25 protein-coding genes are annotated in these 25,293 nt (G+C 57.9%); 16 read left to right on the top strand and 9 right to left on the bottom strand.

Annotated features, from left to right (window positions below):
* Positions 1 to 40: 40 nt before the first annotated feature.
* Entirely contained in the window at positions 41 to 1,387 is a 1,347-nt protein-coding gene (xseA, locus tag NIZ92_RS07690; RefSeq protein WP_254003019.1) for an exodeoxyribonuclease VII large subunit, read from the bottom strand.
* 425 nt (positions 1,388 to 1,812) lie between these two features.
* Here xseA and NIZ92_RS07685 point away from each other — a divergent pair, with 425 nt between their 5' ends.
* The 10 genes from NIZ92_RS07685 to NIZ92_RS07640 all read left to right on the top strand — a co-directional run bounded on the left by NIZ92_RS07685 (position 1,813) and on the right by NIZ92_RS07640 (position 9,427).
* A complete protein-coding gene (locus tag NIZ92_RS07685) occupies positions 1,813 to 2,418 on the top strand; it encodes a MotA/TolQ/ExbB proton channel family protein (RefSeq protein WP_083053769.1) in 606 nt (201 codons plus the stop codon).
* Complete coding sequence (locus NIZ92_RS07680; RefSeq protein WP_083053770.1) at positions 2,418 to 2,822, top strand: biopolymer transporter ExbD; 405 nt, start codon at positions 2,418 to 2,420, stop codon at positions 2,820 to 2,822. The genes NIZ92_RS07685 and NIZ92_RS07680 overlap by 1 nt, the downstream gene beginning before the upstream one ends.
* The gene (lpxK, locus tag NIZ92_RS07675; protein ID WP_254003018.1) at positions 2,819 to 3,898 is read left to right on the top strand and encodes a tetraacyldisaccharide 4'-kinase; all 1,080 of its coding nucleotides are present in this window, start codon (positions 2,819 to 2,821) and stop codon (positions 3,896 to 3,898) included. The genes NIZ92_RS07680 and lpxK overlap by 4 nt, the downstream gene beginning before the upstream one ends.
* Positions 3,898 to 4,083 carry a Trm112 family protein gene (locus tag NIZ92_RS07670; RefSeq protein WP_009455665.1) on the top strand — a complete coding sequence of 62 codons (186 nt, stop codon included), beginning with the start codon at positions 3,898 to 3,900 and terminating at the stop codon, positions 4,081 to 4,083. The genes lpxK and NIZ92_RS07670 overlap by 1 nt, the downstream gene beginning before the upstream one ends.
* 1 nt (position 4,084) lies before the next feature.
* Positions 4,085 to 4,849 carry a 3-deoxy-manno-octulosonate cytidylyltransferase gene (gene kdsB, locus NIZ92_RS07665; RefSeq protein WP_115635098.1) on the top strand — a complete coding sequence of 255 codons (765 nt, stop codon included), beginning with the start codon at positions 4,085 to 4,087 and terminating at the stop codon, positions 4,847 to 4,849.
* Positions 4,850 to 4,951: 102 nt separating this feature from the next.
* Positions 4,952 to 5,608 (top strand): adenylate kinase, encoded by a 657-nt coding sequence (adk, locus tag NIZ92_RS07660; protein WP_035268201.1) that lies wholly within the window; start codon positions 4,952 to 4,954, stop codon positions 5,606 to 5,608.
* Positions 5,609 to 5,671: 63 nt separating this feature from the next.
* Positions 5,672 to 6,436: a 3-hydroxyacyl-CoA dehydrogenase gene (locus NIZ92_RS07655; protein WP_060186008.1), complete on the top strand. Its 765-nt coding sequence runs from the start codon at positions 5,672 to 5,674 to the stop codon at positions 6,434 to 6,436.
* An 18-nt stretch (positions 6,437 to 6,454) separates the two neighbouring features.
* Positions 6,455 to 8,008: a murein biosynthesis integral membrane protein MurJ gene (gene murJ, locus NIZ92_RS07650; protein WP_060186009.1), complete on the top strand. Its 1,554-nt coding sequence runs from the start codon at positions 6,455 to 6,457 to the stop codon at positions 8,006 to 8,008.
* 56 nt (positions 8,009 to 8,064) lie between these two features.
* The gene (gene rpsT, locus NIZ92_RS07645) at positions 8,065 to 8,328 is read left to right on the top strand and encodes a 30S ribosomal protein S20 (protein ID WP_009455654.1); all 264 of its coding nucleotides are present in this window, start codon (positions 8,065 to 8,067) and stop codon (positions 8,326 to 8,328) included.
* Between the two features lie 157 nt (positions 8,329 to 8,485).
* On the top strand, positions 8,486 to 9,427 hold the full coding sequence (locus tag NIZ92_RS07640) for a 2-hydroxyacid dehydrogenase (protein WP_060186010.1): 942 nt from the start codon (positions 8,486 to 8,488) through the stop codon (positions 9,425 to 9,427).
* A 55-nt stretch (positions 9,428 to 9,482) separates the two neighbouring features.
* Here the strand turns inward: NIZ92_RS07640 and NIZ92_RS07635 are convergent, their stop codons facing one another.
* The gene (locus NIZ92_RS07635; protein WP_009455652.1) at positions 9,483 to 9,797 is read right to left on the bottom strand and encodes a DUF3579 domain-containing protein; all 315 of its coding nucleotides are present in this window, start codon (positions 9,795 to 9,797) and stop codon (positions 9,483 to 9,485) included.
* A gap of 252 nt (positions 9,798 to 10,049) precedes the next feature.
* Here NIZ92_RS07635 and argF point away from each other — a divergent pair, with 252 nt between their 5' ends.
* Positions 10,050 to 10,991 carry an ornithine carbamoyltransferase gene (argF, locus tag NIZ92_RS07630; RefSeq protein ID WP_021446751.1) on the top strand — a complete coding sequence of 314 codons (942 nt, stop codon included), beginning with the start codon at positions 10,050 to 10,052 and terminating at the stop codon, positions 10,989 to 10,991.
* A gap of 239 nt (positions 10,992 to 11,230) precedes the next feature.
* On the opposite strand, the gene NIZ92_RS07625 is transcribed toward argF, so the two are convergent.
* The 7 genes from NIZ92_RS07625 to NIZ92_RS07595 form a co-directional block, all read right to left on the bottom strand.
* On the bottom strand, positions 11,231 to 11,938 hold the full coding sequence (locus tag NIZ92_RS07625) for a response regulator (protein WP_009455639.1): 708 nt from the start codon (positions 11,936 to 11,938) through the stop codon (positions 11,231 to 11,233).
* A complete protein-coding gene (locus NIZ92_RS07620; RefSeq protein ID WP_254003017.1) occupies positions 11,935 to 14,604 on the bottom strand; it encodes a sensor histidine kinase KdpD in 2,670 nt (889 codons plus the stop codon). The genes NIZ92_RS07625 and NIZ92_RS07620 overlap by 4 nt, the downstream gene beginning before the upstream one ends.
* Before the next feature lie 45 nt (positions 14,605 to 14,649).
* Positions 14,650 to 16,734, bottom strand: coding sequence for a potassium-transporting ATPase subunit KdpB (kdpB, locus tag NIZ92_RS07615; protein ID WP_254003016.1), 2,085 nt, complete (start codon positions 16,732 to 16,734; stop codon positions 14,650 to 14,652).
* 14 nt (positions 16,735 to 16,748) lie between these two features.
* The gene (gene kdpC / locus NIZ92_RS07610; protein WP_254003015.1) at positions 16,749 to 17,423 is read right to left on the bottom strand and encodes a potassium-transporting ATPase subunit KdpC; all 675 of its coding nucleotides are present in this window, start codon (positions 17,421 to 17,423) and stop codon (positions 16,749 to 16,751) included.
* Between the two features lie 12 nt (positions 17,424 to 17,435).
* The gene (kdpA, locus tag NIZ92_RS07605; RefSeq protein WP_254003014.1) at positions 17,436 to 19,139 is read right to left on the bottom strand and encodes a potassium-transporting ATPase subunit KdpA; all 1,704 of its coding nucleotides are present in this window, start codon (positions 19,137 to 19,139) and stop codon (positions 17,436 to 17,438) included.
* A gap of 136 nt (positions 19,140 to 19,275) precedes the next feature.
* On the bottom strand, positions 19,276 to 19,371 hold the full coding sequence (gene kdpF / locus NIZ92_RS07600) for a K(+)-transporting ATPase subunit F (protein ID WP_022983188.1): 96 nt from the start codon (positions 19,369 to 19,371) through the stop codon (positions 19,276 to 19,278).
* A gap of 76 nt (positions 19,372 to 19,447) precedes the next feature.
* Positions 19,448 to 20,200, bottom strand: a complete 753-nt coding sequence (locus NIZ92_RS07595; protein ID WP_035268225.1) for a type 1 glutamine amidotransferase — start codon at positions 20,198 to 20,200, stop codon at positions 19,448 to 19,450.
* 206 nt (positions 20,201 to 20,406) lie between these two features.
* On the opposite strand from NIZ92_RS07595, the gene NIZ92_RS07590 reads away from it, so the two are divergent.
* From NIZ92_RS07590 to NIZ92_RS07570, 5 genes are all read left to right on the top strand, one after another.
* On the top strand, positions 20,407 to 21,471 hold the full coding sequence (locus NIZ92_RS07590) for a LacI family DNA-binding transcriptional regulator (RefSeq protein ID WP_035268227.1): 1,065 nt from the start codon (positions 20,407 to 20,409) through the stop codon (positions 21,469 to 21,471).
* 151 nt (positions 21,472 to 21,622) lie between these two features.
* Positions 21,623 to 22,585, top strand: coding sequence for an ABC transporter substrate-binding protein (locus NIZ92_RS07585; protein ID WP_254003209.1), 963 nt, complete (start codon positions 21,623 to 21,625; stop codon positions 22,583 to 22,585).
* 22 nt (positions 22,586 to 22,607) lie between these two features.
* Positions 22,608 to 23,414, top strand: coding sequence for an iron ABC transporter permease (locus NIZ92_RS07580; RefSeq protein ID WP_254003013.1), 807 nt, complete (start codon positions 22,608 to 22,610; stop codon positions 23,412 to 23,414).
* 7 nt (positions 23,415 to 23,421) lie between these two features.
* Positions 23,422 to 24,234, top strand: a complete 813-nt coding sequence (locus tag NIZ92_RS07575; RefSeq protein WP_009455599.1) for an ABC transporter permease — start codon at positions 23,422 to 23,424, stop codon at positions 24,232 to 24,234.
* Entirely contained in the window at positions 24,224 to 25,288 is a 1,065-nt protein-coding gene (locus NIZ92_RS07570; protein ID WP_254003012.1) for an ABC transporter ATP-binding protein, read from the top strand. The genes NIZ92_RS07575 and NIZ92_RS07570 overlap by 11 nt, the downstream gene beginning before the upstream one ends.
* Positions 25,289 to 25,293 lie beyond the last annotated feature (5 nt).

Here is a 25,293-nt window from a genome sequence, read left to right as displayed (position 1 = left end):
AAAAAAAACCGTGTTTGGTATCCAACAAGGACGACGCAGCCTAGAGCAGATCGTGCGTGCGCACCACATCCACCGACACATGACCGCGACTCAACTCGACATCGAGTCGTTCACCAATCTTTAAGTCTAACGCATTTTTTACAACTTTCCCCTCGCTATCCCTGACTATGGCATATCCACGATTGATGATAAGGCGCGGGGACAAGGCTTGCAGCGTTTGCTGGGCCGCGGCCAGGCGCTGGCGACGCAAAACCAGCGCATGATCCAGACCTTTTTCCAGCCGTTGGAAAAGCATATTCAGATTTTGCTGTCTTGACGTCAGCTGAGGAATGCTGCGCTCCAAACGCGCCCTCAAGGTAGTCAGGCGCAACGCAGCAGTATCGGGGACGCTGCGAGCCACACGTTGCAGTCTTTGGGTGAGATGATCCAGACGTTGCTGCTGCTGGGCCAGGCGTTGATGCGGAGAGACCAATTTGGCTACCGCCCGATCCAGACGCAGAGAGGCCCGATCCAGATGACGCTGCACACCGTGGCTCAACGCGCCTATGCGCGCAAACACCTGTTCCAGTAACTGATCGCGCCCCAGACAGGCCAGTTCGGCGGCGGCGGTTGGCGTGGGTGCGCGCAAATCAGCTACAAAATCAGCAATGGTGAAGTCTGTCTCGTGCCCCACCCCACTAATAATAGGGATAGGACTGGACGCGATCAGACGCGCCAGACCTTCGTCGTTAAAAGCCCAGAGATCTTCCAGACTTCCGCCCCCACGTACCAGCAAGAGTGTATCAACCTCGGCCCGCTCAATCGCGGTTTCCAGAGCTTGCCGCAATCGTGGCGGTGCTTCTGCTCCTTGAACCGGAGCAGGATAAATAATGATGCGCACGTGCGGAGCACGACGCTCCATCGCTGTCAGGACATCCCGCAAGGCCGCGGCTGCCAGGGAAGTGATAATACCTATGCTGCGCGGCAAGGTGGCGATGGGGCGTTTGCGCTCAGGATCGAACAAACCTTCGCTTTGCAACTGCCCTTTCAGCCGCAAAAAGGCTTCGTGCAAATCCCCCAGCCCGGCGCGACGCATGCCTTCCACCTGAACCTGGAAGTCCCCGCGTGCCTCGTACAAGGTAACCGAGCAACGAAACTCGAAGCGCTCGCCCGCACGCGGCACGAATCCCACGGCCTGGGCACGCCCCCGAAACATCACGGCACGAACAGCCGCCTTGTCATCCTTGATGGAAAAGTACCAATGCCCGGAAGCGGCCTGGGTAAAGTTGGACACTTCACCGCTAACCCAAACGACGGGCATGTGCTCGTCCAGCAACTGGCTGACACGGCGATTCAACTGTGCCACGGTCCATACCGCAGGTGCTCTAGATTCTTGATAATGCATCATATTCTTTGTTTTTGACTCGCCCCGAACGAGTTTTCCACCGCTCCGTATCCACAACTGTCATGCTTTTGTCAAATAGACGCCAAGACAATGGCTTCCGTTGAACACCTGATGCAGCACTTTATCGAAAGCGGATAAGCCATTGAAATTAAAGACTATTTATAAAAACATCAAGATGGTCGAAAATTAGCCAGAGAACCTCTAAACCACCGCCCGAGCCACTATGGGATGTTTTATACACAGAATTATCCACAGTTTTTGTGGATAGTTTTAGCACTACACCTATTACTTCAAATACATCAGGGGTTTGGCCGTGCTTTGTGGGAAAAGACCGTAAAGTGTACCGCGCTCGCGCCGGAACATTCCCGCAATGCGGACAGGGGCTCTACAATAAGCGCTGATTTATTTCGTGACCGGATAATAGACTCGTGCTTACTTTGATCCATGCCGCTGGCTGGCCTGTCTGGTTCCTGCTGGCCTGCTCCATTCTTGCCCTGGGTTTGATCCTGGAGCGTCTTTTAGCCCTGCGCAGCAAACGAATTCTACCGGCCGGACTGGCACGCCAGATCAGCGAGCTGACGGCCCAGAACCGGATTCAGGACGAGTCCCTGCCCCGCCTGTACGATAACTCCCCTCTGGGTCGAGTATTAGCCACCGTACTGAAAAACCGCCACCAAACTTCCGCCGTGCGTGAGTCTGCGGTCGAGGCAGAAGGCAAAGACATCAGCTACCAATTGAACAAGTACATTCCGGCACTGGGCACCATTGCCGTGATCGCCCCTTTGCTGGGCCTGTTTGGTACGGTTATTGGCATGATCGACATTTTTGCCGCCTACGACCCCGCCGGTGGCGACCCCAGCCTGATTGCCCGTGGCATTTCCGTGGCCCTGTACAACACCGCCCTGGGGATTCTGATTGCCGTCCCGGCCATGATCTTTCACCGCTACTTTCGCAGCCGTGCCGACTACCTGCTGCACTGCCTGGAAACGGAAGCGGGTGCGCTGGATCGTCTGTTGGTTCAGAGGGCCATCTGATGCGCTTTCGCCGAGCCCAAGACCAGGACACGCTGGAACTGAATCTGGTGCCCTTGATAGATGTTTTGCTGGTGGTGCTGATTTTTCTGGCTGCCAGCAGCACCTTCGTGCGCTATCGCCAGTTGGATGTTTCCTTGCCCCAGGCTCAGGCCCAGGCCGCCCAGACCACTGAACTGTTACTGGCTATCAGCCAGGACGGGCGCTACGCCTTGAACGGCATGTGGCTGGATGCCAGCAGTAGCTCTCCCCTTAGCCAAGCCTTGTCGAGCGAAAAGACTGACGAAAACAGCAGCCTGCTGATTCTGGCCGATGCCCAAGCCCCCCACTTCGCGGTGGTGCAGGCTATGGAGGCCGCCCGTCAGGTTGGCATTCATCGCATTCACTTTGCGACCCAGGCCCCATGAGCGTGCGCGTCCGCCTGACTCATTGGCTTCACCAGCAGTGGCAGAAAAAAGGCTGGTTCAGCCTTGTGATGCGCCCGCTTTCAGCGCTGGCTGCGCTCTTCGTACAGCGCAAGCAGCAACGCTACAAGAAAGATCCCGCCGCATCCTACCGCAGCCCGGTGCCGGTGATCGTGGTGGGCAATATCATCGTGGGTGGCGCAGGCAAAACCCCCGTCGTCCTAGCTCTGACCGAGCAGTTGCGCGCCCTGGGATGGACACCCGGCATTGTCAGCCGAGGTTACGGGGTGGAGATCGGCCCCAGCCCGCGCGTAGGCCAGGGCCAATTAGCCGCCGAACAATTTGGCGATGAACCCGCCCTGATTGCCGCCCAAACCCGGGCCCCCATCGCCGTTCACCCTCGCCGTGCGCTGGCGGCCCAGGCTTTGCTCGAGAAATATCCGGCAGTCGACCTGATTATTTCGGATGACGGCCTTCAACATCTGGCCTTGCAACGCGATATGGAAGTCGTGGTACAGGATGCTCGCGGTGTGGGAAATGGCTTGCTGCTGCCAGCCGGACCATTGCGTGAAAGTCCCGAACGCCTGCGTCGCGTGGACTGGCTGATCAGCCAGATTGTGGCCGACCAAACGCCGCCTTCCACCCCTCAACCCACCGAGCCTGGCCGCGCCCTGAGCATGAGCCTGCGTCCTTATCAGCTGGAACACCTGAGTTCGGGCCGTCGCCTGAGCTGGTCGGACTGGTATCAGGAATACGGCCAGCAAGAACTGCAGGCGCTGGCCGCCATTGGCCAGCCCACCCGTTTTTTCACGATGCTGCGCGCTTGTGGTCTGCATCTGAGCCAGACTTTCCCCCTGCCCGACCATGCCGCCTTGCAAGCTCAGGACTTTCAGGCCCTGCATGAGGGGCCGGTACTCATTACCCGTAAAGACGCCGTAAAATGCCAGCACCTGAACGACCCACGTCTGTGGGTTGTGGATGTCCAGCCCGTGTTTTCACGCCCGGACTGGATTGCTGAACTGGATAGCCTGCTGCGCGAACGGCGCTCAACCTTACCCACATTACCCGGAGTTCAATAATGGAAGCTCGCCTACTCGAAGTGCTGGTCTGCCCCTTGTGCAAAGGCCCGCTGCGCCACGACCGCGAACAGCAAGAATTGGTCTGCAAGGCCGACAAACTGGCCTTCCCCATTGTGGACGGCATCCCTACCATGCTGATCAACGAAGCACGTCAACTGGACGCGCAGGAACCTTCCAGCAACTGATATGACTTTTTCCGTCATCATCCCTGCCCGCCTGGGTTCCACCCGTCTGCCCAACAAACCGCTGGCCGACATTGCAGGCCAACCCATGATCGTGCGTTGCGCTCAACAAGCCGCGCAAAGCGGGGCGCGTCAGGTCTGGGTGGCGACGGACTCCCCGCAAGTGCTGGAGGCTGTCCGGGCGCATGGTTTCAATGCCTTGCTGACCGATGCAGAACACCCGACCGGCACTGACCGTCTGGCCCAGGCCGCTCGCCTGCTGGAGCTTTCCGAGGACGAGATCGTGGTCAATGTGCAAGGTGACGAGCCCCTGATTCAGCCCGAACACATCAATGCCGCCGCCGAGCTGCTGGCACGCAGCGAACAGGCCGACATTGCCACGCTGGCCGCGCCCATCAAGAACGCCGAGACACTCTTTAACCCCAATGCCGTCAAAGTGGTTTGCGACCTGCAAGGCCGCGCCCTGTACTTTTCCCGCGCTCCCATGCCCTGGGCCCGCGACGCGCTGGCCGGTGGCGAACAGGTACTGGCCGACGGGCTTCCCGCATTGCACCATATTGGCCTTTATGCCTACCGAAATCGCTTCCTGCAGCAGTACGCCCAGCTACCTCGTGGGCCACTGGAACACTTCGAGTCTCTGGAGCAACTGCGAGCCATGGAAAACGGCTTCCAGATTATGGTTCACCGCCTTCAGGAGATTCCTGCAGCCGGGGTAGACACCGAACAAGACCTGGAAAGAGTACGCGCTCACTTCGCAAATCGGTTATAAAAGATCTTTTTTCTGCTCTATCCGAATAAAAAATGCGCTAAATATGCTGCAACGCATCATACTGAAGCGAGAATCGGATCGACGCATTTCCTGGAGGAATTCATGCGACTCATACTGCTCGGGCCCCCTGGTGCCGGCAAAGGCACTCAAGCTGCTTTCATCACCGAGAAATTTGGTATTCCACAAATTTCCACGGGCGATATGTTGCGTGCCGCTGTCAAAGCCCAAACCCCGCTGGGTGTAGAAGCCAAAAAAATCATGGACGCCGGCGGCCTGGTTTCGGATGACCTGATCATCGGCCTGGTACGCGATCGCCTGCAAGCAGCCGACTGTGAGCCCGGCTACCTGTTCGACGGTTTCCCGCGCACGATTCCCCAGGCCGATGCCTTGAAGGATGCCCAGGTCAAACTGGACTTCGTGATCGAAATCGACGTACCGGAAGAAAGCATCATCGAACGCATGAGCGGCCGCCGTATCCACGCTGCCAGCGGTCGTAGCTACCACGTCACCTTCAATCCACCCAAAACCCCCGGTGTGGACGATGTGACGGGCGAACCCTTGCTCCAGCGCGACGATGACCGCGAGGAAACCGTACGCCACCGCTTGTCTGTCTATCGCGAGCAGACCCGCCCTCTGGTCGATTACTACTCGCAATGGTCAGCCACTGGCGACCCGCAAGCTCCGGCCTATCGCAAGATTTCCGGCGTGGGCAGCGTCGATGAGATCCGCCAGCGCATTGTGGACGCCCTGGCAAGCTAAGTAAGTCAAGATTCAGCCGGCCCCAAAAGGGCCGGTTGTTTATTATCCAAGGGAGACAAGCTCATGCAAATCAATAACAAGACTTTTATTGTCACCGGCGGCGCATCGGGTCTGGGCGCAGGCACCGTACGTATGCTGGTTGAAAACGGCGCCCGCGTGGTGATCGCCGATATTCAGGACGAGGCCGGTGAGGCTCTGGCCAAAGAGCTGGGCCAACTTTATCAGCGCTGTGATGTTACTTCCGAGCAAGATGCCCAGGCCGTCGTGGATCTGGCTTGCCAGGACAGCGCCCGCCCCCTGTTCGGACTGATCAACTGTGCCGGCGTGGCTCCCGCCTCGCGCACGGTAGGACGCAATGGCCCGCACACGCTGGACCTGTTCCAGAAAACCGTCATGATCAACCTGGTCGGCACCTTCAATATGTGCCGCCTGGCCGCTGCGGCCATGGGCAGCAACACCCCCGAAGCCTCGGGCGAGCGTGGCGTGCTGATCAACACCGCTTCGGTAGCCGCCTATGATGGCCAGATTGGCCAAGCCGCTTACGGTGCTTCCAAAGCCGGTGTGGTCGGTTTGACCCTGCCTCTGGCCCGCGACCTGGCCCAGACCGGCATCCGTGTCATGACGATTGCTCCCGGCATCTTCGGCACCCCCATGATGTTTGCCATGCCTCAGGAAGTTCAGGACTCCCTGGCGGCCAGCATTCCTTTCCCATCGCGCCTGGGTCGCCCTGAAGATTTCTCCCAACTGGTGCAGAGCATCATCAATAATGAAATGCTCAATGGCGAAACCATCCGTCTGGATGGCGCTATTCGTATGGCACCAAAATAACTTTCTTTATCGGCTCCAATGGGTTTGTTTCGCTCGGCGGCCACAATTAGTGGCCTGACGCTGCTGTCTCGTATCACCGGACTGGCACGCGATATTCTGATTGCCCGTGCCTTTGGGGCGGGCCCGCTCACCGACGCTTTCTGGGTGGCATTTCGCATTCCCAATCTGCTGCGACGCCTGTTTGCAGAAGGAGCGTTTTCACAAGCCTTTGTCCCCATCCTGGGGCAGGTGCGCAAGGAGCACGAGCAGGACAAGGTCCAGCAATTGCTGGACCGCGTCGCCCTGCTGCTGACCTTTGCTGTCATGCTGGTCACTGCCATTGGCATTGTTGCGGCCCCCTGGGTCGTCAGTGCCATGGCCAGTGGCCTGACCGCCCCCGAGCGACAAACCGAATTTGGTGCCGCCATCACCATGACGCGCATGATGTTCCCCTACATCATCTGCATGTCGCTGGTGGCTTTTGCCTCTGCGGTACTGAACACCTGGAGCCGCTTTGCGGTTCCGGCTTTCACTCCTATCCTGCTGAATCTGTCCATGATTGGCGCCAGCCTATTTCTGGCCCAGCATATGGAAACACCCATTTACGCCCTGGCCGTTGGGGTGATGGTGGGCGGTCTGGCCCAATTGCTGGTGCAATGGGGCGCATTGGCCCGCCTGGGCCTGTTGCCACGATTCTCGCTACGACTGGGTGAAGCGCGCCGCGACCCTATCGTGCAGCGCATTCTTAAACAGATGCTGCCCGCCATTCTGGGCGTTTCTGTTGCGCAGATTTCCCTGCTGATCAATACCAATATCGCCACTTGGCTGCAGTCCGGCAGCGTGACCTGGCTGTCCTTTGCCGACCGCCTGATGGAGTTCCCCACTGCCCTGCTGGGTGTGGCACTGGGCACGGTCTTGCTGCCCAAGCTGTCGGCCGCCCATGCCGGCAAGGACGACAAGAATTACAGCGGCTTGCTGGACTGGGGCCTGCGCCTGGTCCTGCTGCTGGGCCTGCCTGCCGCCCTGGGCATGGCCTTGCTGTCCGACGGCCTGGTCGCCACCCTGTTTCACTACGGTGCGTTTGCAGCCGCTGATGTTGCCCAGACCAAATTGGCAGTCGGTGCCTATTCGGTTGGTCTGGTGGGCCTGCTGGCCATCAAGATTCTGGCCCCCGGTTTTTACGCCCGCCAGGATATTCGTACACCGGTGCGCATTGCCATTGCCGTCCTGATCATTACCCAGCTCTTTAACCTGGTACTGGTGCCTACCTTCGCCCATGCCGGGCTGGCCTTGTCGATTGGCCTGGGTGCCACCGTCAATGCGCTGACCTTGCTGGTCATGCTGCGAAAGCGCGGGATTTACCAGCCCAATCATGACTGGTTACGTTTTTTCCTGAAGATTATTCCTGCCCTGGCTGCTCTGGCCGCCGTCCTCTTGCTGGCTGACCGTTATATCGACTGGATCAGCCTGGGAGCCACGCCCCTGCTGCGTGTGCTGTATCTGGGCGGCGTGTTGCTTGCCAGCGGCATTTCCTATTTCGGCATGTTGTTTATCGTAGGCATTCGCCCCTCTTACTTTACAAAGCGGGCTTAGTATCCTAGAATAATTGTCTTTGCCGATTAAACTTTAAAACTTAGGCTTTATTAAAAATGGCTAATTCCGCACAAGCACGCAAGCGCGCCCGCCAAGCAGTGGCTCGCAACAAACACAACGCCAGCATCCGTTCCATGCTGCGTACCGCTATCAAGCGCGTTCGCCAGGCTATCGAAGCCGGTGACAAAACCGCTGCTAACGAAGTATTCCGCAAAGCGACCAGCATCATTGATCGCGTTGCCGACAAGAACATCATTCACAAGAACAAGGCTGCCCGCCACAAGAGCCGCCTGTCTGCTGCTATCAAGGCCCTGGCCTGATTGCTGAAGATTTTTAATGGTTTAATCGGCTCTGGCCTAAAAACCAGTTAGAAAGGGGGTGCTTAGCACCCCTTTTTTATTAGCCACAAAACCATTGCCTGAACATGCAGGCCAATCATGCTAAGTTATGGATTTGCTTTTTCATTAGCGAGTCCCCATGACACGTCCCATCGTGCTGCAACTGGCATCTTTGGCCCAGCACCCTTCTTTTGACGAAATCGACCGTCATTTCGAGCGCATTGTCCTCCAGGACCTGAACCAGCTCTCTGCCCAGCAGATCGAACGCGTACAGGTACTCCTGACCAGCGCTGTCACTGCTACCCCCGCTTCCTTGATGGACCGCCTGCCCGCTTTGAAAGCGATTTGCAGCGTAGGGGTAGGCTACGACTCCATCGACGTACAGGCCGCCAAACAGCGCGGTATTCAGGTCAGTACCACTCCTGATGTTCTGAACGATTGCGTGGCCGATATGGCCTGGGCCTTGATGCTGGATGCGGCTCGCCGTGTGACGGAATCGGATCGCTACGTGCGTGCCGGTCTGTGGGACAGACCCAATGGTTTCGGGCTGGGGACACGGGTCAGCGGCAAGAAGCTGGGCATTGTGGGCCTGGGACGCATTGGCCAGACCATTGCCCGCCGCGCCAGTGGCTTTGATATGGAACTGCGCTATCACAACCGCCGTCCACGTCACGATGTGCCCTGGCACTACGAGCCTTCCCTGATCGAACTGGCCCATTGGGCAGACATCATGGTGATTGCTGCTGTCGGTGGCGATGAGACACGGGGGCTGATCAATATAGACGTGCTGAACGCCTTGGGTCCCAAAGGGATTCTGGTCAATATTGCCCGCGGCAGCGTGGTCGATGAAAGCGCACTGATTGCCGCCCTGCAGGAAGGACGACTGGGCTCTGCCGGGCTGGATGTGTTCGAAAATGAACCCCAGGTGCCCCAGGCCTTGCGCGATCTGAACCAGGTCGTTCTGGCACCGCACACGGCCAGTGCAACGCACGAGACACGCGAAGCCATGCTCTCGCTGACGCTGGAAAATGTATTGCAGTATCAAAAAACCGGCAAAGTGCTCACGCCGCTTACCGTATAAAAAACAAGTCGCCTACCGTTTTAGCGGTGGCGACTTATTGAATGCGCTGTCTGAATCAGGAGTCGACAGGGTCCATATTGTCGGGATCAATGCCGCTGGTTTTTAAATTATTATCATCGGCAAAGCCACAGACGAATTTCCAGGCCAAAGGTTCAAGCTCTCGCAGGCGCGCATCCACCACCACACATCGCACGCCGTCAATCAATCGCGGCACCACATAGGGCGAATAAGTCAGATGACCACCCATCGCCCCAGCGGGACGAAACTGGGACATTACACCGGCCAAGCGTTCTGCCCAATCACTGGGACGAAAGCGCTGATCCTGCCGGGTCACACCATGGATTACAAGTTGCTTCACTGGCTCTGTCATAACAATTAATCGCTCATCGTGCAGTTCAGGTATGCTGCACCTTTTCCTTTCTCGCCACGCATTGTATCCGATCGCGGCCACGCAAAGCCCGGGATTCAATAAATTAGCCGCTTGACAATTTATTGCTAATCATTACTTTGCCCTCTCGCTTTATTCCAAAACCAAACGGTTTCCCCTTCCCCGCCACAGGCCGGCTTTGCTCTTAATAGCCGGACAGGTTAAGATGGCTTTCTTTATCCGCAGGATTTTTTTATGGATGCCATCGTGCAAGCAGGACCGCTTCGGCACTTTCTGCAATTTCGCGACTTTTCTCACGACGAAATTTTATATGTGCTGGAACGCGCACGCCTGATCAAAGACAAGTTCAAACGCTATCAGCCGCACCACACATTGCACGACCGCACCCTGGCGATGGTTTTTGAAAAAGCCAGCACCCGTACCCGTGTTTCGTTTGAAGCCGGTATGTATCAGTTGGGCGGTTCGGTCATTCACCTGACCACCACCGACTCGCAGCTGGGCCGCTCCGAACCGATTGAAGATACCGCCCGCGTGGTTTCGCGCATGGTCGATATCGTCATGATTCGTACCTTCGAGCAGACTCGTCTGGAGCGCTTTGCCTCCCACTCGCGGGTGCCGGTCATCAATGGCCTGACCAACGAATTTCACCCTTGCCAGATTCTGGCCGACATCTTCACCTTTATCGAACACCGTGGCGATATCAAGGGCAAGACCGTGGCCTGGATTGGTGACGCCAACAATATGGCCTACACCTGGCTGCAAGCGGCGGAAATCCTGGGCTTCACCCTGCATGTGTCGGCCCCTAACGGCTACCACCTGGAGTCGGATCGCACCGGCAACCCGGATTCCAGCATTCTGCGTGAATTCGACGACCCACTGGAAGCCTGCAAGGGCGCGCACCTGGTCACCACCGACGTGTGGACCAGCATGGGTTACGAAGACGAAAACGAAGAGCGTCGCAAAGCCTTTGCTGACTGGTGTGTGGATCAGGAAATGATGGATGTGGCCGACCCTGAAGCCATCTTCATGCACTGCCTGCCCGCTCACCGTGGCGAGGAAGTAACCGGCGAAGTCATTGACGGCCCACAAAGCGTGGTCTGGGACGAAGCCGAGAACCGCTTGCACGTACAGAAAGCATTGATGGAGTTCCTGATTCTGGGGCGTCTGGAAGCCTGAGTGCTTCTACCCGGAGCAGACTTTGCTCAATGACATAAAAAGGGGATACGTCGTATCCCCTTTTTAATACCGGATCGCTTCACATGCCTATCCAAATGTGATTCACATAATCCCTTTGAATATACGTTCCAAACTGGCGTACTGCTGATCCTTTAACCGCCAAACTCAAGTCCTCAAGGCGTCAGGCAATGCAATAAGCGATCTCAAGCAACACCGCCCACATCAACACCAGATTCGCTTTACTCCTGGATTTCCAAACCCGCCAAGCGATAGCCAACCTGCAACTCAGTCAGTAAATACTTGGGTTGTGCCGCATCCTCTTCCAGCTTTTGGCGCAGCTGCATCATGTACACCCGCAGGTAATGAGGCCGATCGGAATACGCCGCTCCCCAGGTTTCATGTAGTAAGTGTTGATGGGTCAGCACCTTGCCATGCCCCCGAATCAAGGCCGTCAGCAAACGAAACTCGATCGGTGTCAAATGCACCGCCTCCCCGTCCCGCGTGACCTCATGGGAGGCCAAATCCACCTGCACGTTCCCAAAGCGAACCCGCGAAGAAGCCGTCTGAACATTCGGAACCAGCTGAGAGCGCCGTAACAAGGCCCGGATCCGGGCCAGCAGCTCCGGTACGCCAAAGGGTTTCACCAGGTAATCGTCCGCCCCGGCATTCAAGGCTGCTACTTTTTCTTCCTCTCGCTCACGCGCCGACAGCACCAGAATGGGCGAATACACCCAGCTGCGCAGATCACGAATCAAGTCCTTGCCATCCCCATCGGGCAGACCCAAATCCACAATCATCAAATCAGGGCGACGGGTTGCCGCATCCATGCGCGCCTGCGCCAGCGTGCTGGCCTCAATCACGGACATGCCTTCCTGCTCCAAGGCAATTCGCACGAAACGACGAATATTGGATTCGTCCTCCACGATCAGTATCTGGGCTTTATTCATGTCAGTAGCTCGTCACCATCCATACGGGGGGCCGCTTTCCAGGGCAGGCGAATCTCGAAGATCACGCCATGGGGCATACGCGGCTTGGCGCTGATCGTACCACCATGTGCGGCAATAATCGTGCGGCACAGGCCCAGACCCAAGCCCACACCTGCCACAGAGGACTCTTTCTGCCCCCGGGTAAACGTATCGAACAAGCGCTCGGGATCACCGGGCGGCAGGCCTGGCCCATCATCACTGATCATTAAATACATGGACTGACCAGAACACAGGCCGCGCAGGGAAATCGTACTGGTGACGGGCGTATATTTGGCGGCATTATCCAGCAGATTCGTCACCACTCGCTCCAGCAAAACACCATCCACCTCGATCAAAGGCAGGTCGGCCGCAAACTCGGTCACCACCTTGCGAGGCTGCAAAGCCGCTGAGCAACGGGCAACGGCAATCCCCACAATCTCGCCCAGGGCATGCCATTCCTTATGCAACTTCACCCCTTCGCTTTGCATACGCGCCAGATCCAGCAGGTTGGATACCTGGCGGCGCAATTCGTCCGATTCAATGCGGATCGATCGGGCAATATCCGTGCGCTCGGTTTCGCTCAAGCCTTTGGGCTGCTCCAGCGTTTCTGCCAGGCCTCGAATCACGGTCAAGGGCGTGCGTAAATCGTGCGAGACAGCGGATAGCAAGGTATTGCGCATTTTCTCCCCCTCCATGCGCAGCACCGTATCCTGGGCGATTTCCACATAATGAATTCGCTCCAGAGCTTGGGCCAAGATAAAGCAACAAGCATCCAGCAAGCGCCGTCCATCCGGAGTCCTCAAGGAAGCGGCTCCGCCGGACTGCACCACCAAAACCCCACGCGGGGCCATGGGGCCTTTCAAGGGCAGATACAGGGCACTGGCACCGCTCAGGGTTTCAGTGCCATTACCGGCGGCTTCCATATGATCAAACACCCACTGCGCCACCGATAGCTCTACAAAGCCTGTATGACGAGTCGCTACCAACTGGTTTTGCTGATCCGGCACCACCAGTACCACCTGCATCTCGAACAAAGGTTCCAGCGTATCGCGGCAGACCGCCAGGACTTGTTCCAGGGCCAAGGCTCCGGCCAAGTCCCGGCTGACACGAGTCAATGCCGCTGCACGGCGTTCACCATCACGGGCAGCCCTGGCTTCGGCCTGCAGCTTGGCAGCCAGTTGGCCAATAATCAGCGCCACTCCCAGCATGACGCCGAAGGTAAAGACATATTGGGTATCCGTTACCGAAAAGGAATAACGCGGCTCGACAAAAAAGAAGTCGAAAAACGCCACTGACAGCAAAGAAGCCCATACCCCCGCCAGTCGTCCCAAACGCAGGGCAATAAAGACCACAGTGATCAGGAACAGCATGATCACGTTGGAGAGCTCGAAAAAGGGCAAGAGCTTCTCGGCCAGCAAGGTGGTCACAACACAAATAATGGACGCAATCGACAAGGCCTTGCCTTGTGCCATGGGTTGTTCCAGCTCCAGGGGCCGTATGGGCCGCTGTACCGTATCCATACGCAGCAGCAGCAAACCAATTTCAGGGTTGCTGCGCGCCAGGCGCTCGGACAGACGAGTGCGCCAGGGCCAGATAGATCGCGCTGACGAGTTTCCCAAAATCAGCTTGGTCGCATTGCGTTGACGGGCATAGGCCAAAATCGTATGCGCCACATCCTGCCCGGCAATATTGGCAAACTCGGCTCCGGCATGCTGAGCACTGGCCGCCAAGCGCACCAGTGCTTCCTGCGCCTTGATCTGCCCGCTTTCCTGCGGCGTATCCACATGCAGCACAATCCAGGGCGTCTGCAATTGCTGGGCCAAGCGCGCCCCCTCCCGAATCAGAGCTTCCTGGGCGCTATCGGCACTGACGCATACCATCAGTAACTCACGTGTCGGCCAAACTGTCCGGATCGCATGGGAGATCCGATACACATGCACGTCCGCATTGACCCGATCCGCCACCCGGCGCAAAGCCAACTCACGCAGAGCAATCAGATTGCCGCGACGAAAGAAGTTCTGACGCGCGTGGGCCACCGAGTCGGCCAGATACACCTTGCCCGCACTCAGACGAGACAAGAGATCATCCGGCGGCAGATCCACCAGCAAGACATCGGCCGCCCGATCAAAAATCCGGTCTGGCACCGTCTCCCGGACCCGTACCCCAACAATGCCGCCCACCACCTCATTCAGGCTGTCCAGATGCTGCACATTGAGCGCGGTATACACATCAATGCCCGCATCCAGCAACTCCTCCACATCCTGCCAGCGCTTGGCGTGTCGACTGCCTTCAATATTGGAGTGCGCCAGCTCGTCCACCAGCAGCAGCTGATAACCCGAGGCCAAGGCGGCATCCAGATCGAACTCCGTCACCACCCGCCCCTGACGTTGATACTCCTTGCGGGGCAGCACGGGCAAACCGTCAATCAGAGCCTGGGTTTCCTGGCGGCCATGGGTTTCCACAATCCCGATAGCCACGGACACGCCCTCGGACTGGCGTTGATGCGCCTCCTTGAGCATGGCGTAGGTTTTCCCTACGCCCGCACAAGCGCCGAAGAAAATCTTGAGCTGCCCGCGACGAGGCTGGTGCGGATCCTCGCCAATCACCTGCAGCAGCTCATCCGGGTCCGGCCTATCCTCAAGTGACATGAATCTGCGCACTCCATCCAGAAAATTGCTATTGATCTTACGCTCTTATCCAAAAAACGGCGTCAGCAGCAAATCAATCAGCTTGATGCCTATGAAAGGGGCGATCAGCCCTCCCAAGCCGTAAATCAGCAAGTTGCGTTTCAGCAAACGGCTGGCCGGTTCGGCCCGATACTTCACACCCCGCAAGGCCAAGGGAATCAGGGCAATGATGATCAAGGCATTGAAAATGACTGCCGACAGGATGGCGCTAGCCGGACTATGCAGCTGCATCACATTCAAGGCACCCAAAGCAGGATACGTGACCACAAAAGCCGCAGGAATAATCGCAAAGTACTTGGCCAGATCATTGGCAATGCTGAAGGTGGTCAGGGCACCGCGCGTCATGATCATCTGCTTGCCCACTTCCACCACACGCAGGAGCTTGGTGGGATTACTGTCCAGATCCACCATATTGCCGGCCTCTTTAGCCGCCTGGGTGCCGCTGTTCATGGCCACGGCCACATCGGCCTGCGCCAGAGCAGGCGCATCATTCGTGCCGTCGCCAGTCATGGCAACCAGGCGACCTTCATCCTGATAGCGCCGAATCAATTGCAGCTTGTCCTCGGGCGTGGCTTCGGCCAGATAGTCATCCACCCCGGCTTCGGCCGCAATGGCAGCGGCGGTCAGCTTGTTGTCCCCGGTAATCATGACAGTCTTGATGCCCATGGCGCGCAACTCGGCAAAGCGCTCCTTGATACCGCCTTTGACGATATCTTTGAGCTCCACCACACCCAGCACCTTATTACCTTCAGTGACGACCAGCGGTGTGCTGCCCCGGCGGGCGACCTCATTGACCAAAGTGTCCAGTTCGCGAGGAAACACGCCGCCCTGGGACTCGATATGGGAGCGCATGGTATTTGCCGCCCCTTTACGAATCTGACGACCCTCGATATCAATGCCGCTCATGCGTGTATGGGCGCTAAAGGCAATGGTCTGCGCACCTTGCAATTCACGACCACGCAAATTGAAAAGCTGCTTGGCCAGCACCACAATGGAGCGTCCTTCGGGGGTCTCGTCCGCCAACGATGCCAATTGGGCTGCGTCTGCCAAGGCCTGTTCCGATACCTGCGGCGCAGGCAAAAAGGCCGAGGCCTCCCGATTACCCAGCGTAATGGTGCCTGTCTTGTCCAGTAGCAGAACATCCACGTCTCCCGCCGCCTCGATAGCGCGGCCCGAGCTGGCCAGCACATTAGCTTTCATCATGCGGCTCATCCCGGCGACACCTACCGCCGACAGCAAGGCACCGATGGTAGTCGGAATCAGACACACCAACAGAGCAATCAAGGCGGTAATCGTAACGGGCGAACCTTGGCCGGTCAGCACCGTTGCAAAGCTGGAGAAAGGCAGCAAGGTCACGCACACCAGCAGAAAGATCAGCGTCAGGGCAACCAGCAAGATATTCAAGGCAATCTCGTTTGGCGTCTTGCCGCGCTTGGCGCCCTCCACCATCGCAATCATGCGATCCAGAAAAGCCTCACCCGGTTTGGCGGTGACCCGCATCACGATCCAGTCAGACAGAACGCGGGTTCCCCCCGTAACGGAACAAAAGTCGCCCCCCGACTCCCGGATCACCGGCGCCGATTCACCCGTAATCGCGGACTCGTCTACCGACGCTGCCCCCTGCAGCACTTCGCCGTCAGCCGGAATAATCTGGCCCGCTTCAACCAGCACATAGGCACCGGGCAGCAGTTCGTCGCTGGGGACAGGCCAGGCGCGGCTATCACGGGCGGGGTCTTTCAGAACCTTGGCCATGACCCGCTTGCGCGTAGAACGCAGCGCGTCGGCCTGCGCTTTACCACGCCCTTCTGCCACGGCTTCGGCCGCATTGGCAAACAAGACCGTAAACCACAGCCAGGCTGCAATAGACCAGATAAATCCAGCGGGGGCCTCACCCTGCCCCATCAAGGCCTGCACACCCAGCAAGCTGGTGACGATACTGCCCAGATACACCACACACATCACCGGGTTCTTGAACTGCACCCGAGGCGACAATTTCTTGAAGGCTTCCTTGCACACCGTGCCCCAGGGCACGGCCTGAAACGCCGTCGAACGCTCGGCCTCTTGCGGGGCTTTCAGATCAGTAATAGACATAATGACACCTGCTCCTAACGCACTGCGGGCTGGGCACGCTTGGCCATGTCCAGCGCCAGATTAAGCTCCAAGACCTGCACGCGTGGCTCGCCCAGCACCCCGAATTGACGAGCACTGGTATAGCGATCAATCAGGACCTGGACCTGAGCCAGCGGCATACCGCGCACTTTGGCGATACGAGCGGCCTGCAAACGGGCATTAGCCACCGAAATATGCGGGTCCAAACCCGATGCCGACGCTGTGACAGCATCTACAGGCACGGGAGCATCCTCTGCCAAACCGTTCATCAGGCGATATGCCTTGCTGCGTTCTGCCACAGCCTCCAGCAAACTTTTGCTTAGTACCCCCTGATTGCTGGCACCACTGGCCGCCGCGTTATAGGGCTGCGCAATGGTCTTGGAGGGGTCAGCCGGATCGGCTCCCAACGTCGCACTGGGACGCCCATGGAAATACTCGGGCTGACTGAAGTACTGACCAATCTGGCGTGAACCCACGAGCTGGCCGTCACGCTGAATCAGGCTGCCCTTTGCCTGCTCCGGGAACAAGGCGGTGCCAATAAAGGTCGTAGCCAACGGGTAGGCTATGCCCGTCAACAGCATAAAAAACAAGGCGGACAGCAGCACGGGACGCAACAGGCTTTTCATCGTCGGTGCCGCCGGTGTCGAAACCATAAATTGATGGGTAGACATGACAGTCAATCCTCAAAAAGTAATGCCATCGAGCATCAACAGGTGCTCCACAATTGGGCCCAGCGCCAGTGCAGGCAGGAAAGTCAGCCCGCCCACCACCAGAACCACGAAAATCAACAGGCCGGTGAACAAGGGGGTGGCCGTCGACAAGGTGCCTGGTCCGGCAGGAACCGCTTTCTTGGCAGCCAGCACACCGGCCAGAGCCAGCAGGGGCAGCAGGGTCAGATACCGCCCCACCAACATGGCCAGCCCTATCGTTGTGTTGAAGAAAGGGGTGTTCGCGTTGAAACCTGCAAAGGCGGAACCGTTATTAGCCGTACCCGAGGTATAGGCGTACAGAACTTCGCTGAAACCATGTGGCCCCATATTGGACAGACTATCCATAGTGGATGGCAGCACGCTGGCCAAGGCCGTAAAACCCAGAATGCTGAAGGCATGCGCCAGCATGGCCAGCATCACGTACTTCATCTCCCGCGCCTCGATCTTCTTGCCCAAAAACTCCGGGCTGCGCCCTATCATCATGCCCACCAGAAACACCGTCAGAATGGCGTAGCTGACCAGGCTGATAAAGCCCACGCCTATCCCGCCAAACACGTTGTTCAGCATCATTTGGGCAATCGGCACCAGGCCACCCAAAGGCGTCAGCGAAGAGTGCATGGCATCGACCGAGCCGGTAGTCGCAGCCGTGGTCACGGTGGCAAACAAGCTGCTTTGCGCCACACCGAAGCGCAGTTCCTTGCCCTCCAAATTGCCACCGCCCATCGTGCTGCTTTGGGTTTGGTCCACCCCCAGGGAAGTCAGCAAAGGGTTGCCTGCCTGTTCGGCGCTATAAATCAGGGACAGAAAACCGATGAACATCACCAGGAAGGCCGCAAAGAAAGCCCAACCCTGGCGACGACGAGCCAGCATGGAGCCAAAGGCGTAAGTCAGGGCCGAAGGCACCAGCAACATGCTGAGCATATGCACGGTATTGGTCAGCGACGTAGGGTTTTCAAATGGATGAGCCGCGTTCATACCAAAGAAGCCGCCCCCATTAGTCCCCACATGCTTGATGCTTTCAAGGCTGGCTACTGGCCCCAGAATTATCTGCTGCTTGAGACCTTCCAGCGTATTGACCACGACATCCGAGCTCAGTGTCTGTGGCATACCCTGCCAGATATACAACAAGGCCAGCAGGAAGCTGCACGGCAAAAGCAAGCGATACAAGGAGCGGCTGAAATCCACCCAGTAGTTGCCAATATCCGCCGAGCTTTTACGGCTTAAGCCACGGATGAAACCTCCTGCCGCTGCCAGACCCGTTGTGGCACTGATCATCATCAAAAAGGTGATGGCCGCCATTTGGGAAAAATTGGACAGACTGGATTCACCCGAGTACGCCTGCCAATTAGTATTGGTCGTAAAAGACACAGCCGTATTAAAGGCCAGGTCAGGCGTTTGTGCGGCGCGCTGCAGGCTGTCGCCAGGAATCCAGCCCTGCACCCGCAAAAGAATATATCCCAGAAGCAACATGGCGGCATTGCTCAACAAGAGCGCCAGACCATATCGCTTCCAGGACATTTTCTCTTCAGGATTCACGCCCAGCAGCCGATACGTGCCACGTTCGATCAGGCTGTGATTGGGGCTACTGAAAAAATGGGCAATCCATTTACCCACCACCACTAACAAGACCGTAGAGACGGCCAAAATAACTAGAAACTGCATCAGATCGTCCAGCATGACAGCTCCTCTTACAGCTTCTCAAGACCAAGAACCAATCCGGTCGCCATCGCAAAGAACGCGAACAGCACCGCTAAAAATAGAAAATCACTCATATGCACACCTGTTCCCACAATGAACACTTGCTGGCCTGAACTTAGAATTTTTCGGCCTTGAGCAAGGCATAGAACAAATAGATAAACAGCCCCAGAGAAATCCCTCCTGCCAGAACCGTAAAAAAGGACGCACTCATCCCGAACTCCTGATCAATGCTGACTTGCAGCAGACAGAGAAAGTCTAGGAGTGGCGGCATAAATTCAGAGCAGTGTTTACTGGCCCGCGTATAAAGACGGCATATGGATTTGGGCCAGGGCGACACCGGCACGCTCCAGCAACTGATCTGTCCAGCGTTGATAAGTCTGTCTGGCAATAAGGTGCAAAGTGCTCAGGTGCTGATCCAGGCCCAACAAGATATGTTCCGCATCCTGGGCCGCCGGACCGTATACCTGCTCCAACTCGCAGCGGCCGTGATCACACCACTGACGGATGCTGTCGGCAGTCACTTCCAGGTGGCCTTGAAAGGCCCAATGCGGGCCCAGGCAAAAACCTTTATTCAGGCAATGTGGGCCGTATAAAGTCCGGCTGGCCCCCGAGGGAATCTGGAAGGTGTCGTAATGCCAGTTGAACAGCATGGCACGCCTGGGCAGGCCCATGACACGCCGGGCGTAGGGACTGCTCCAGACCTGGCCCCAGCCTATGTTCGGATACGGATTGCGCTGCACGCGGGCCCCCAGGGAACGCGCCAGCAGTTGTGCCCCGAAGCAATGCCCCAGAACCGGAACATGACGCTGAACCGCATCCTGCAACAAGGCATGCTCCTGCTCTATCCAGGGCAAAAGATCATTGACACTGCGATCACTGCCCAGCACCACCACCCCGCTGTAATCACGAGCCGACACGGGCGCCCGGCCATCCAGCGGCGACATGCACAAGTGATAGGGAAGACCGTGGCTCTCCAGATGATCCAGCAGCACCCCCGGCCCTTGCGTGACCTCGTGCTGCAAAACAAGAATGGGTTTCATGAGATAAAAGCCTGACCGCGCAGGCCTGTTGTTCAGGAGAACTCACTGTAGAACTGGCCGTATCAAGACCAGGATCTGTTTGCGATCAGGCTCGTATAAGTGGCATCAAGGTGCTTCCTGCAGCACACAAAAAAACCAAGACCGTCATTTGCCTGACATATGCCTTTGCTCAAATGTAATCGTTTTCATTTTGACGGCTGGGTGTCATGGCCAACATAGGAATACTGGATGTCGCCAGAGCAGCACAGGTATCGGTTGCGACGGTCTCGCGCGTGCTCAATGAGCCGGAAAAGGTGGGTGAGAAAACCCGCCTGCGCGTGCAAGCCGCGATCGACGCACTGGCTTATGAGCCCAATGCCTCGGCACGCAGTCTGCGCAGCCAGCGCAGCCGAGTCATCGGCGTGGTCTTGCCGACCTTGCTCAACCCCGTCTTTGCCGAGTGCCTGAAGGGCATCGCCGATACCGCAGCCCGCGGCGGCTATGCCATCCTGCCCTTCTTTACCGACTACCACCTGGAACGTGAATCCCAGGCAGTGGCCTTGCTCCTGGCCAGCAATGTGGAAGGCATTGTGCTGGTGGTCTCCAACCCGGCTCACTCTCCTGCTTTAGTTCGGTTGAACAAGACACGCTGTCCCTACGTACTGGCGTACAACCTGCATCCCGAGCATCCTTGCGTCACCGTCAACGGCGAGCAGGCCATGATTGAACTGATCGGCCACTTGGCAAGGCAAGGCCATCGCCGCATTGCCATGGTAAGCGGTCATCTGCACGTTTCTGATCGCGCCCAGCAACGCAGCCGTGGCTATCTGAAAGGAATGGACAAGGCTGGCCTGGTGCCCATGCCACTGCTGGAAGTGCCTTTCATGGATCAAGGAGAGCAAGAGCAAGCACCGTCTTCTGAGGACGTGCATCTTGCCAGCGTCGCCCGACTCTTGCGCCAACCGGAACGCCCCACAGCCATGATTGGCTCCAACGATCTGATTGCCATTCGCTGTCTGCGCACGGCACAGCAGATTGGCCTGCAGGTTCCCAACGATATCAGCGTGATCGGCTTTGACGGCATCGCCCTGGGCGCTGAACTGTTTCCACGCCCGGCCACCATCGCACAACCCAATGAAGAAATTGGTCGCCAGTGCATCGGTCTGCTGCTGGAGGCGGTAGCCCAGCAAAAAACGGTTCCCGCGCAGGCCTCGGTTCTGCTGCCCTACACCTTCAACCCGGGCGAGTCCTGCGCCCCTGCCCCTTGTTCACCACGGGCGCATCCAGGATGAAGCCCCTTTCCTCTTCGGGACCCGCTCCCGCAACCCCCTGCGTTCAAGCCATTCCCGGCTTTTTCCTGACACCACTGACTGACTGGAGTGATCGACCATGAAACATATGCTGAGTACATTGGCTTGCCGCGTGGCACTGCCCCTGGCCCTGATGACCGTGGGAAGCGCCGCCGCTGCGCAGACGGCCATTTGCTACAACTGTCCACCAGAATGGGCCGACTGGGCCAGCCAGATCGAGGCCATCAAGGCGCACACCGGCATTACCGTCCCGCCCGACAACAAGAACTCCGGCCAGTCCCTGGCCCAGCTGGTTGCCGAGTCCGCCAACCCGGTCGCCGATGTGACTTATCTGGGCATCACCTTTGCCATTCAGGCCCAGAAAGAAGGCGTGACCCAGGCCTACAAACCCCAGGGCTGGGAACAGATTCCCGAAGGGCTGAAAGACCCGCAAGGCCATTGGTTTGCAATCCACTCCGGCACCATGGGCATCATGGTAAACAAGTCGGCCTTGGGCAATGTGCCTGTGCCTGCCTCCTGGAACGACCTGCTCAAGCCCGAGTACAAAGGCCTGGTCGGGTATCTGGACCCTTCTTCCGCCTTTGTGGGTTATGTAGGGGCCGTTGCCATCAACGAAGCCCTGGGCGGCAATATGGACAACTTTGATCCCGCCATCAACTGGTTCAAGGCCCTGCAAAAGAACAATCCCATTGTTCCCAAGCAAACCGCCTATGCCCGCCTGATTTCCGGCGAAATCCCCATCTTGCTGGACTATGACTTCAGCGCCTACCGCGCTCAGTACAAGGACGGCGAGGACGTCGCTTTCGTGATTCCCCAGGAAGGCACGATTGTGGTGCCGTATGTGATGTCCCTGGTCAACAAGGCTCCACACACCGAACAGGGACGCAAGGTGCTGGATTTTGTGCTGTCCGAGCAAGGGCAGTCCATCTGGGCCAATGCTTTCCTGCGCCCGGTTCGCAGCAACGCCGTCAGCAAGGAAGCCCAGTCGCGCTTCCTGCCCGACAGCGAATACGCACGTGCCAAGGCCATTGACTATGAGCGCATGGCACAGGGTCAGAAACCCTTTGCCGAGCGTTATCTGGCAGAGGTCCGCTAAGCGGTCCATGTGGAGTTAGCGTATGCAACGCAAATACCTGCTGCCCTTGTGCTCGGCCCCTGCCGTCGCTTTCTTTGCCGCATTCTGGCTCTTGCCCGCGGTACAGCTTCTGGCCCTGCCCGCACAAGAAGGCATGCACACCTACTGGGTCGTGCTGACATCGGGGCGGTACTTGCAGGCCTTGCTGCAAACGCTGCTCCTGTCCGCCATCGTGACCCTGGCCACCTTGGTGCTGGGTGCCATGGTCGGCATCGTGATGGCTCGCTATCGCGTGCCGGCCAAGCGCCTGCTGCTCTCCCTGATGACGCTGCCCCTGTCCTTTCCTGGCGTCATCGTGGGCTTTTTCATTATCTTGCTGGGTGGTCGGCAGGGGCTGCTGGCCCAGATCGGCCAGGATCTGGGGCTGGGGCGAGTGACCTTTGCCTACGGCCTGCTGGGTTTGTTTCTGGCCTATCTGTACTTTTCCCTGCCCCGCGCCATTGCTACTTACACCGCAGCCGCCGAATCCATAGACCGCAACCTGGAGGAAGCCGCGCGCTCCTGTGGAGCCACACGCTGGGACATTGCCAGAGATGTCTGGATACCGGAACTGGCTCCCACGTCCCTGTCTTGCGGTGCCATTGTTTTTGCCACCTCCATGGGCGCTTTCGGTACGGCCTTCACCCTGTCCAGCCGCTACGAAGTGTTGCCCATCACGATCTATAACGAATTTACCAACTATGCGAATTTCACCCTGGCGGCCAGCTTGTCCATTTCCCTGGGGCTGCTGACATGGTTTACCTTGTGGCTGGCCCGGCGTCTGGTCCGCGATCCCTCGGTCGTTATGTGAGGGCACCATGAAACTGAAAACGGCTTCAAACCCCCATCGCCCTGCCCCCTTGCTTCTGGCTGTCACCGGACTGACCGTGCTGTTCCTGCTCGGCCCCATTCTGGTTTCCGTGCTGGCCGGGCTGGTCAACAATTATCGTATCGGACTGAAAAGTGGCCTGACCCTGAAATGGGTGGAGCACGTCTGGGCCAACTACGGCAGCACAGTCTGGCTATCCCTGCAGCTGGCGCTGCTTTGTGTGCTGGCTGTCATTGTGCTGGGCGTCCCCTGTGCCTATGCCCTGGCACGCAGCCGCTCCCGTCTGGCGCGCAGCTTTGAAGAACTGCTGACCTTGCCGGTGGCGGTCCCCGGCATGGCCTCGGCCCTGGCTCTACTGCTGGCCTATGGCTCCTTGCAAGGCTTTCGTCAAAGCTTCTGGTTCATTCTGGTGGGCCACATTGTGTTCACCCTGCCCTTTATGGTGCGTACGACCACAGCAGCTCTGCAAAAACGCAGCCTGATCGACCTGGAAGAAGCGGCCCGCTCGCTGGGAGCCAGCTTTACGCAAATCTTTTTCGGCATCCTGCTGCCGGCCATCCTGCCTGCGATTGTGGCTGGCAGCCTGATGGTCTTCACCTTGTCACTAGGCGAGTTCAACCTGACCTGGATGCTGCATACGCCACTGACCCGCACCTTGCCCGTGGGGCTAGCCGATAGCTATGCGTCCATGCGTATCGAGGTGGGCTCGGCCTATACGCTGATTTTCATGCTCGTCATCTTGCCCGTGCTGTGGGGGCTGCAGACCTTGGCGCGCTTGCTGGAGAAACACTATGGAAAATAAACACATACCGGTGCGTATCGAACACTGCGCCAAAACCTATGCTGATGGCACACGGGGATTGCATCCCAGCACTCTGGACATCGCCCCCGGTGAAGTCATGGCTTTGCTGGGGCCCTCGGGCTGCGGCAAGACCACCTTGCTGCGACTGATCGCCGGCCTGGAAATGCCCGATGCCGGCAGCCGCATTCTGTTCGACGGCCAGGACGTCACCCATCTGCCGATTGAAAAGCGTGAGGTCGGCATGGTGTTTCAACATTACGCCCTGTTCCCGAACATGACGGTGGAAGCCAATATCGGCTATGGTCCGAAGATCAAGGGAATGGATCTGGCCGCACGCCAAAAACTGGTGGGTGAGCTGGTCGATCTGATGCGCCTGAACGGTCTGGAAAAACGCCAGCCCTCCGCCTTGTCGGGTGGGCAACGACAACGCGTTGCCATCGCACGTGCCATTGCCAATCAACCTCGCGTTCTGCTGCTGGACGAGCCGCTGGCCGCCCTGGATGCCAAGCTGAAAGTCTCCTTGCGCGACGAGCTGGCCGAGCTGCTGCGACGCCTGCGTATCACGGCCATTCATGTGACCCACGATCAGCAGGAAGCGTTTGCCATTGCCGACCGTCTGGCCGTCATGCACGAAGGCCGCATCATTCAGATTGGCGATGGCGAAAGCCTGTACCGCCATCCGGCCCACCCTTTTGTCGCTACCTTCCTCGGGCGGGTCAACGTCCTGCAACGCAGCGAACAAAGCATGCTCAACAACGATATCCGTCTGGCAGACCTGAGCCTGGCTTGCCCCGAAACCTTGCGCGGGGCGCAGGAGTTGCTGGTTCGCCCGGAAGACATCAGCGTTTGCATGGACACACCCAGCGGCTGGGCACGAGCCAGCGTGCGACAACGCAGTTTTATGGGCGGACGGGTGCAACTGACCCTGGATGTGGACGGACAAGCCCCTCTGATTGCCGAGGTAGACCGTGATCACGGGGCTGTCCTTGGCAGTACAGTAGGAATTCACATCAACCCCGGCAAGCTGATGCCCGGTACCGTGCCACTCTCTTAACGCAA

Source organism: Alcaligenes sp. 1735tsa3 (genome assembly GCF_024134565.1).
GTDB classification, from domain to species: Bacteria; Pseudomonadota; Gammaproteobacteria; order Burkholderiales; family Burkholderiaceae_B; genus Alcaligenes; species Alcaligenes phenolicus.
This window is presented reverse-complemented; position numbering and strand designations above follow the sequence as displayed.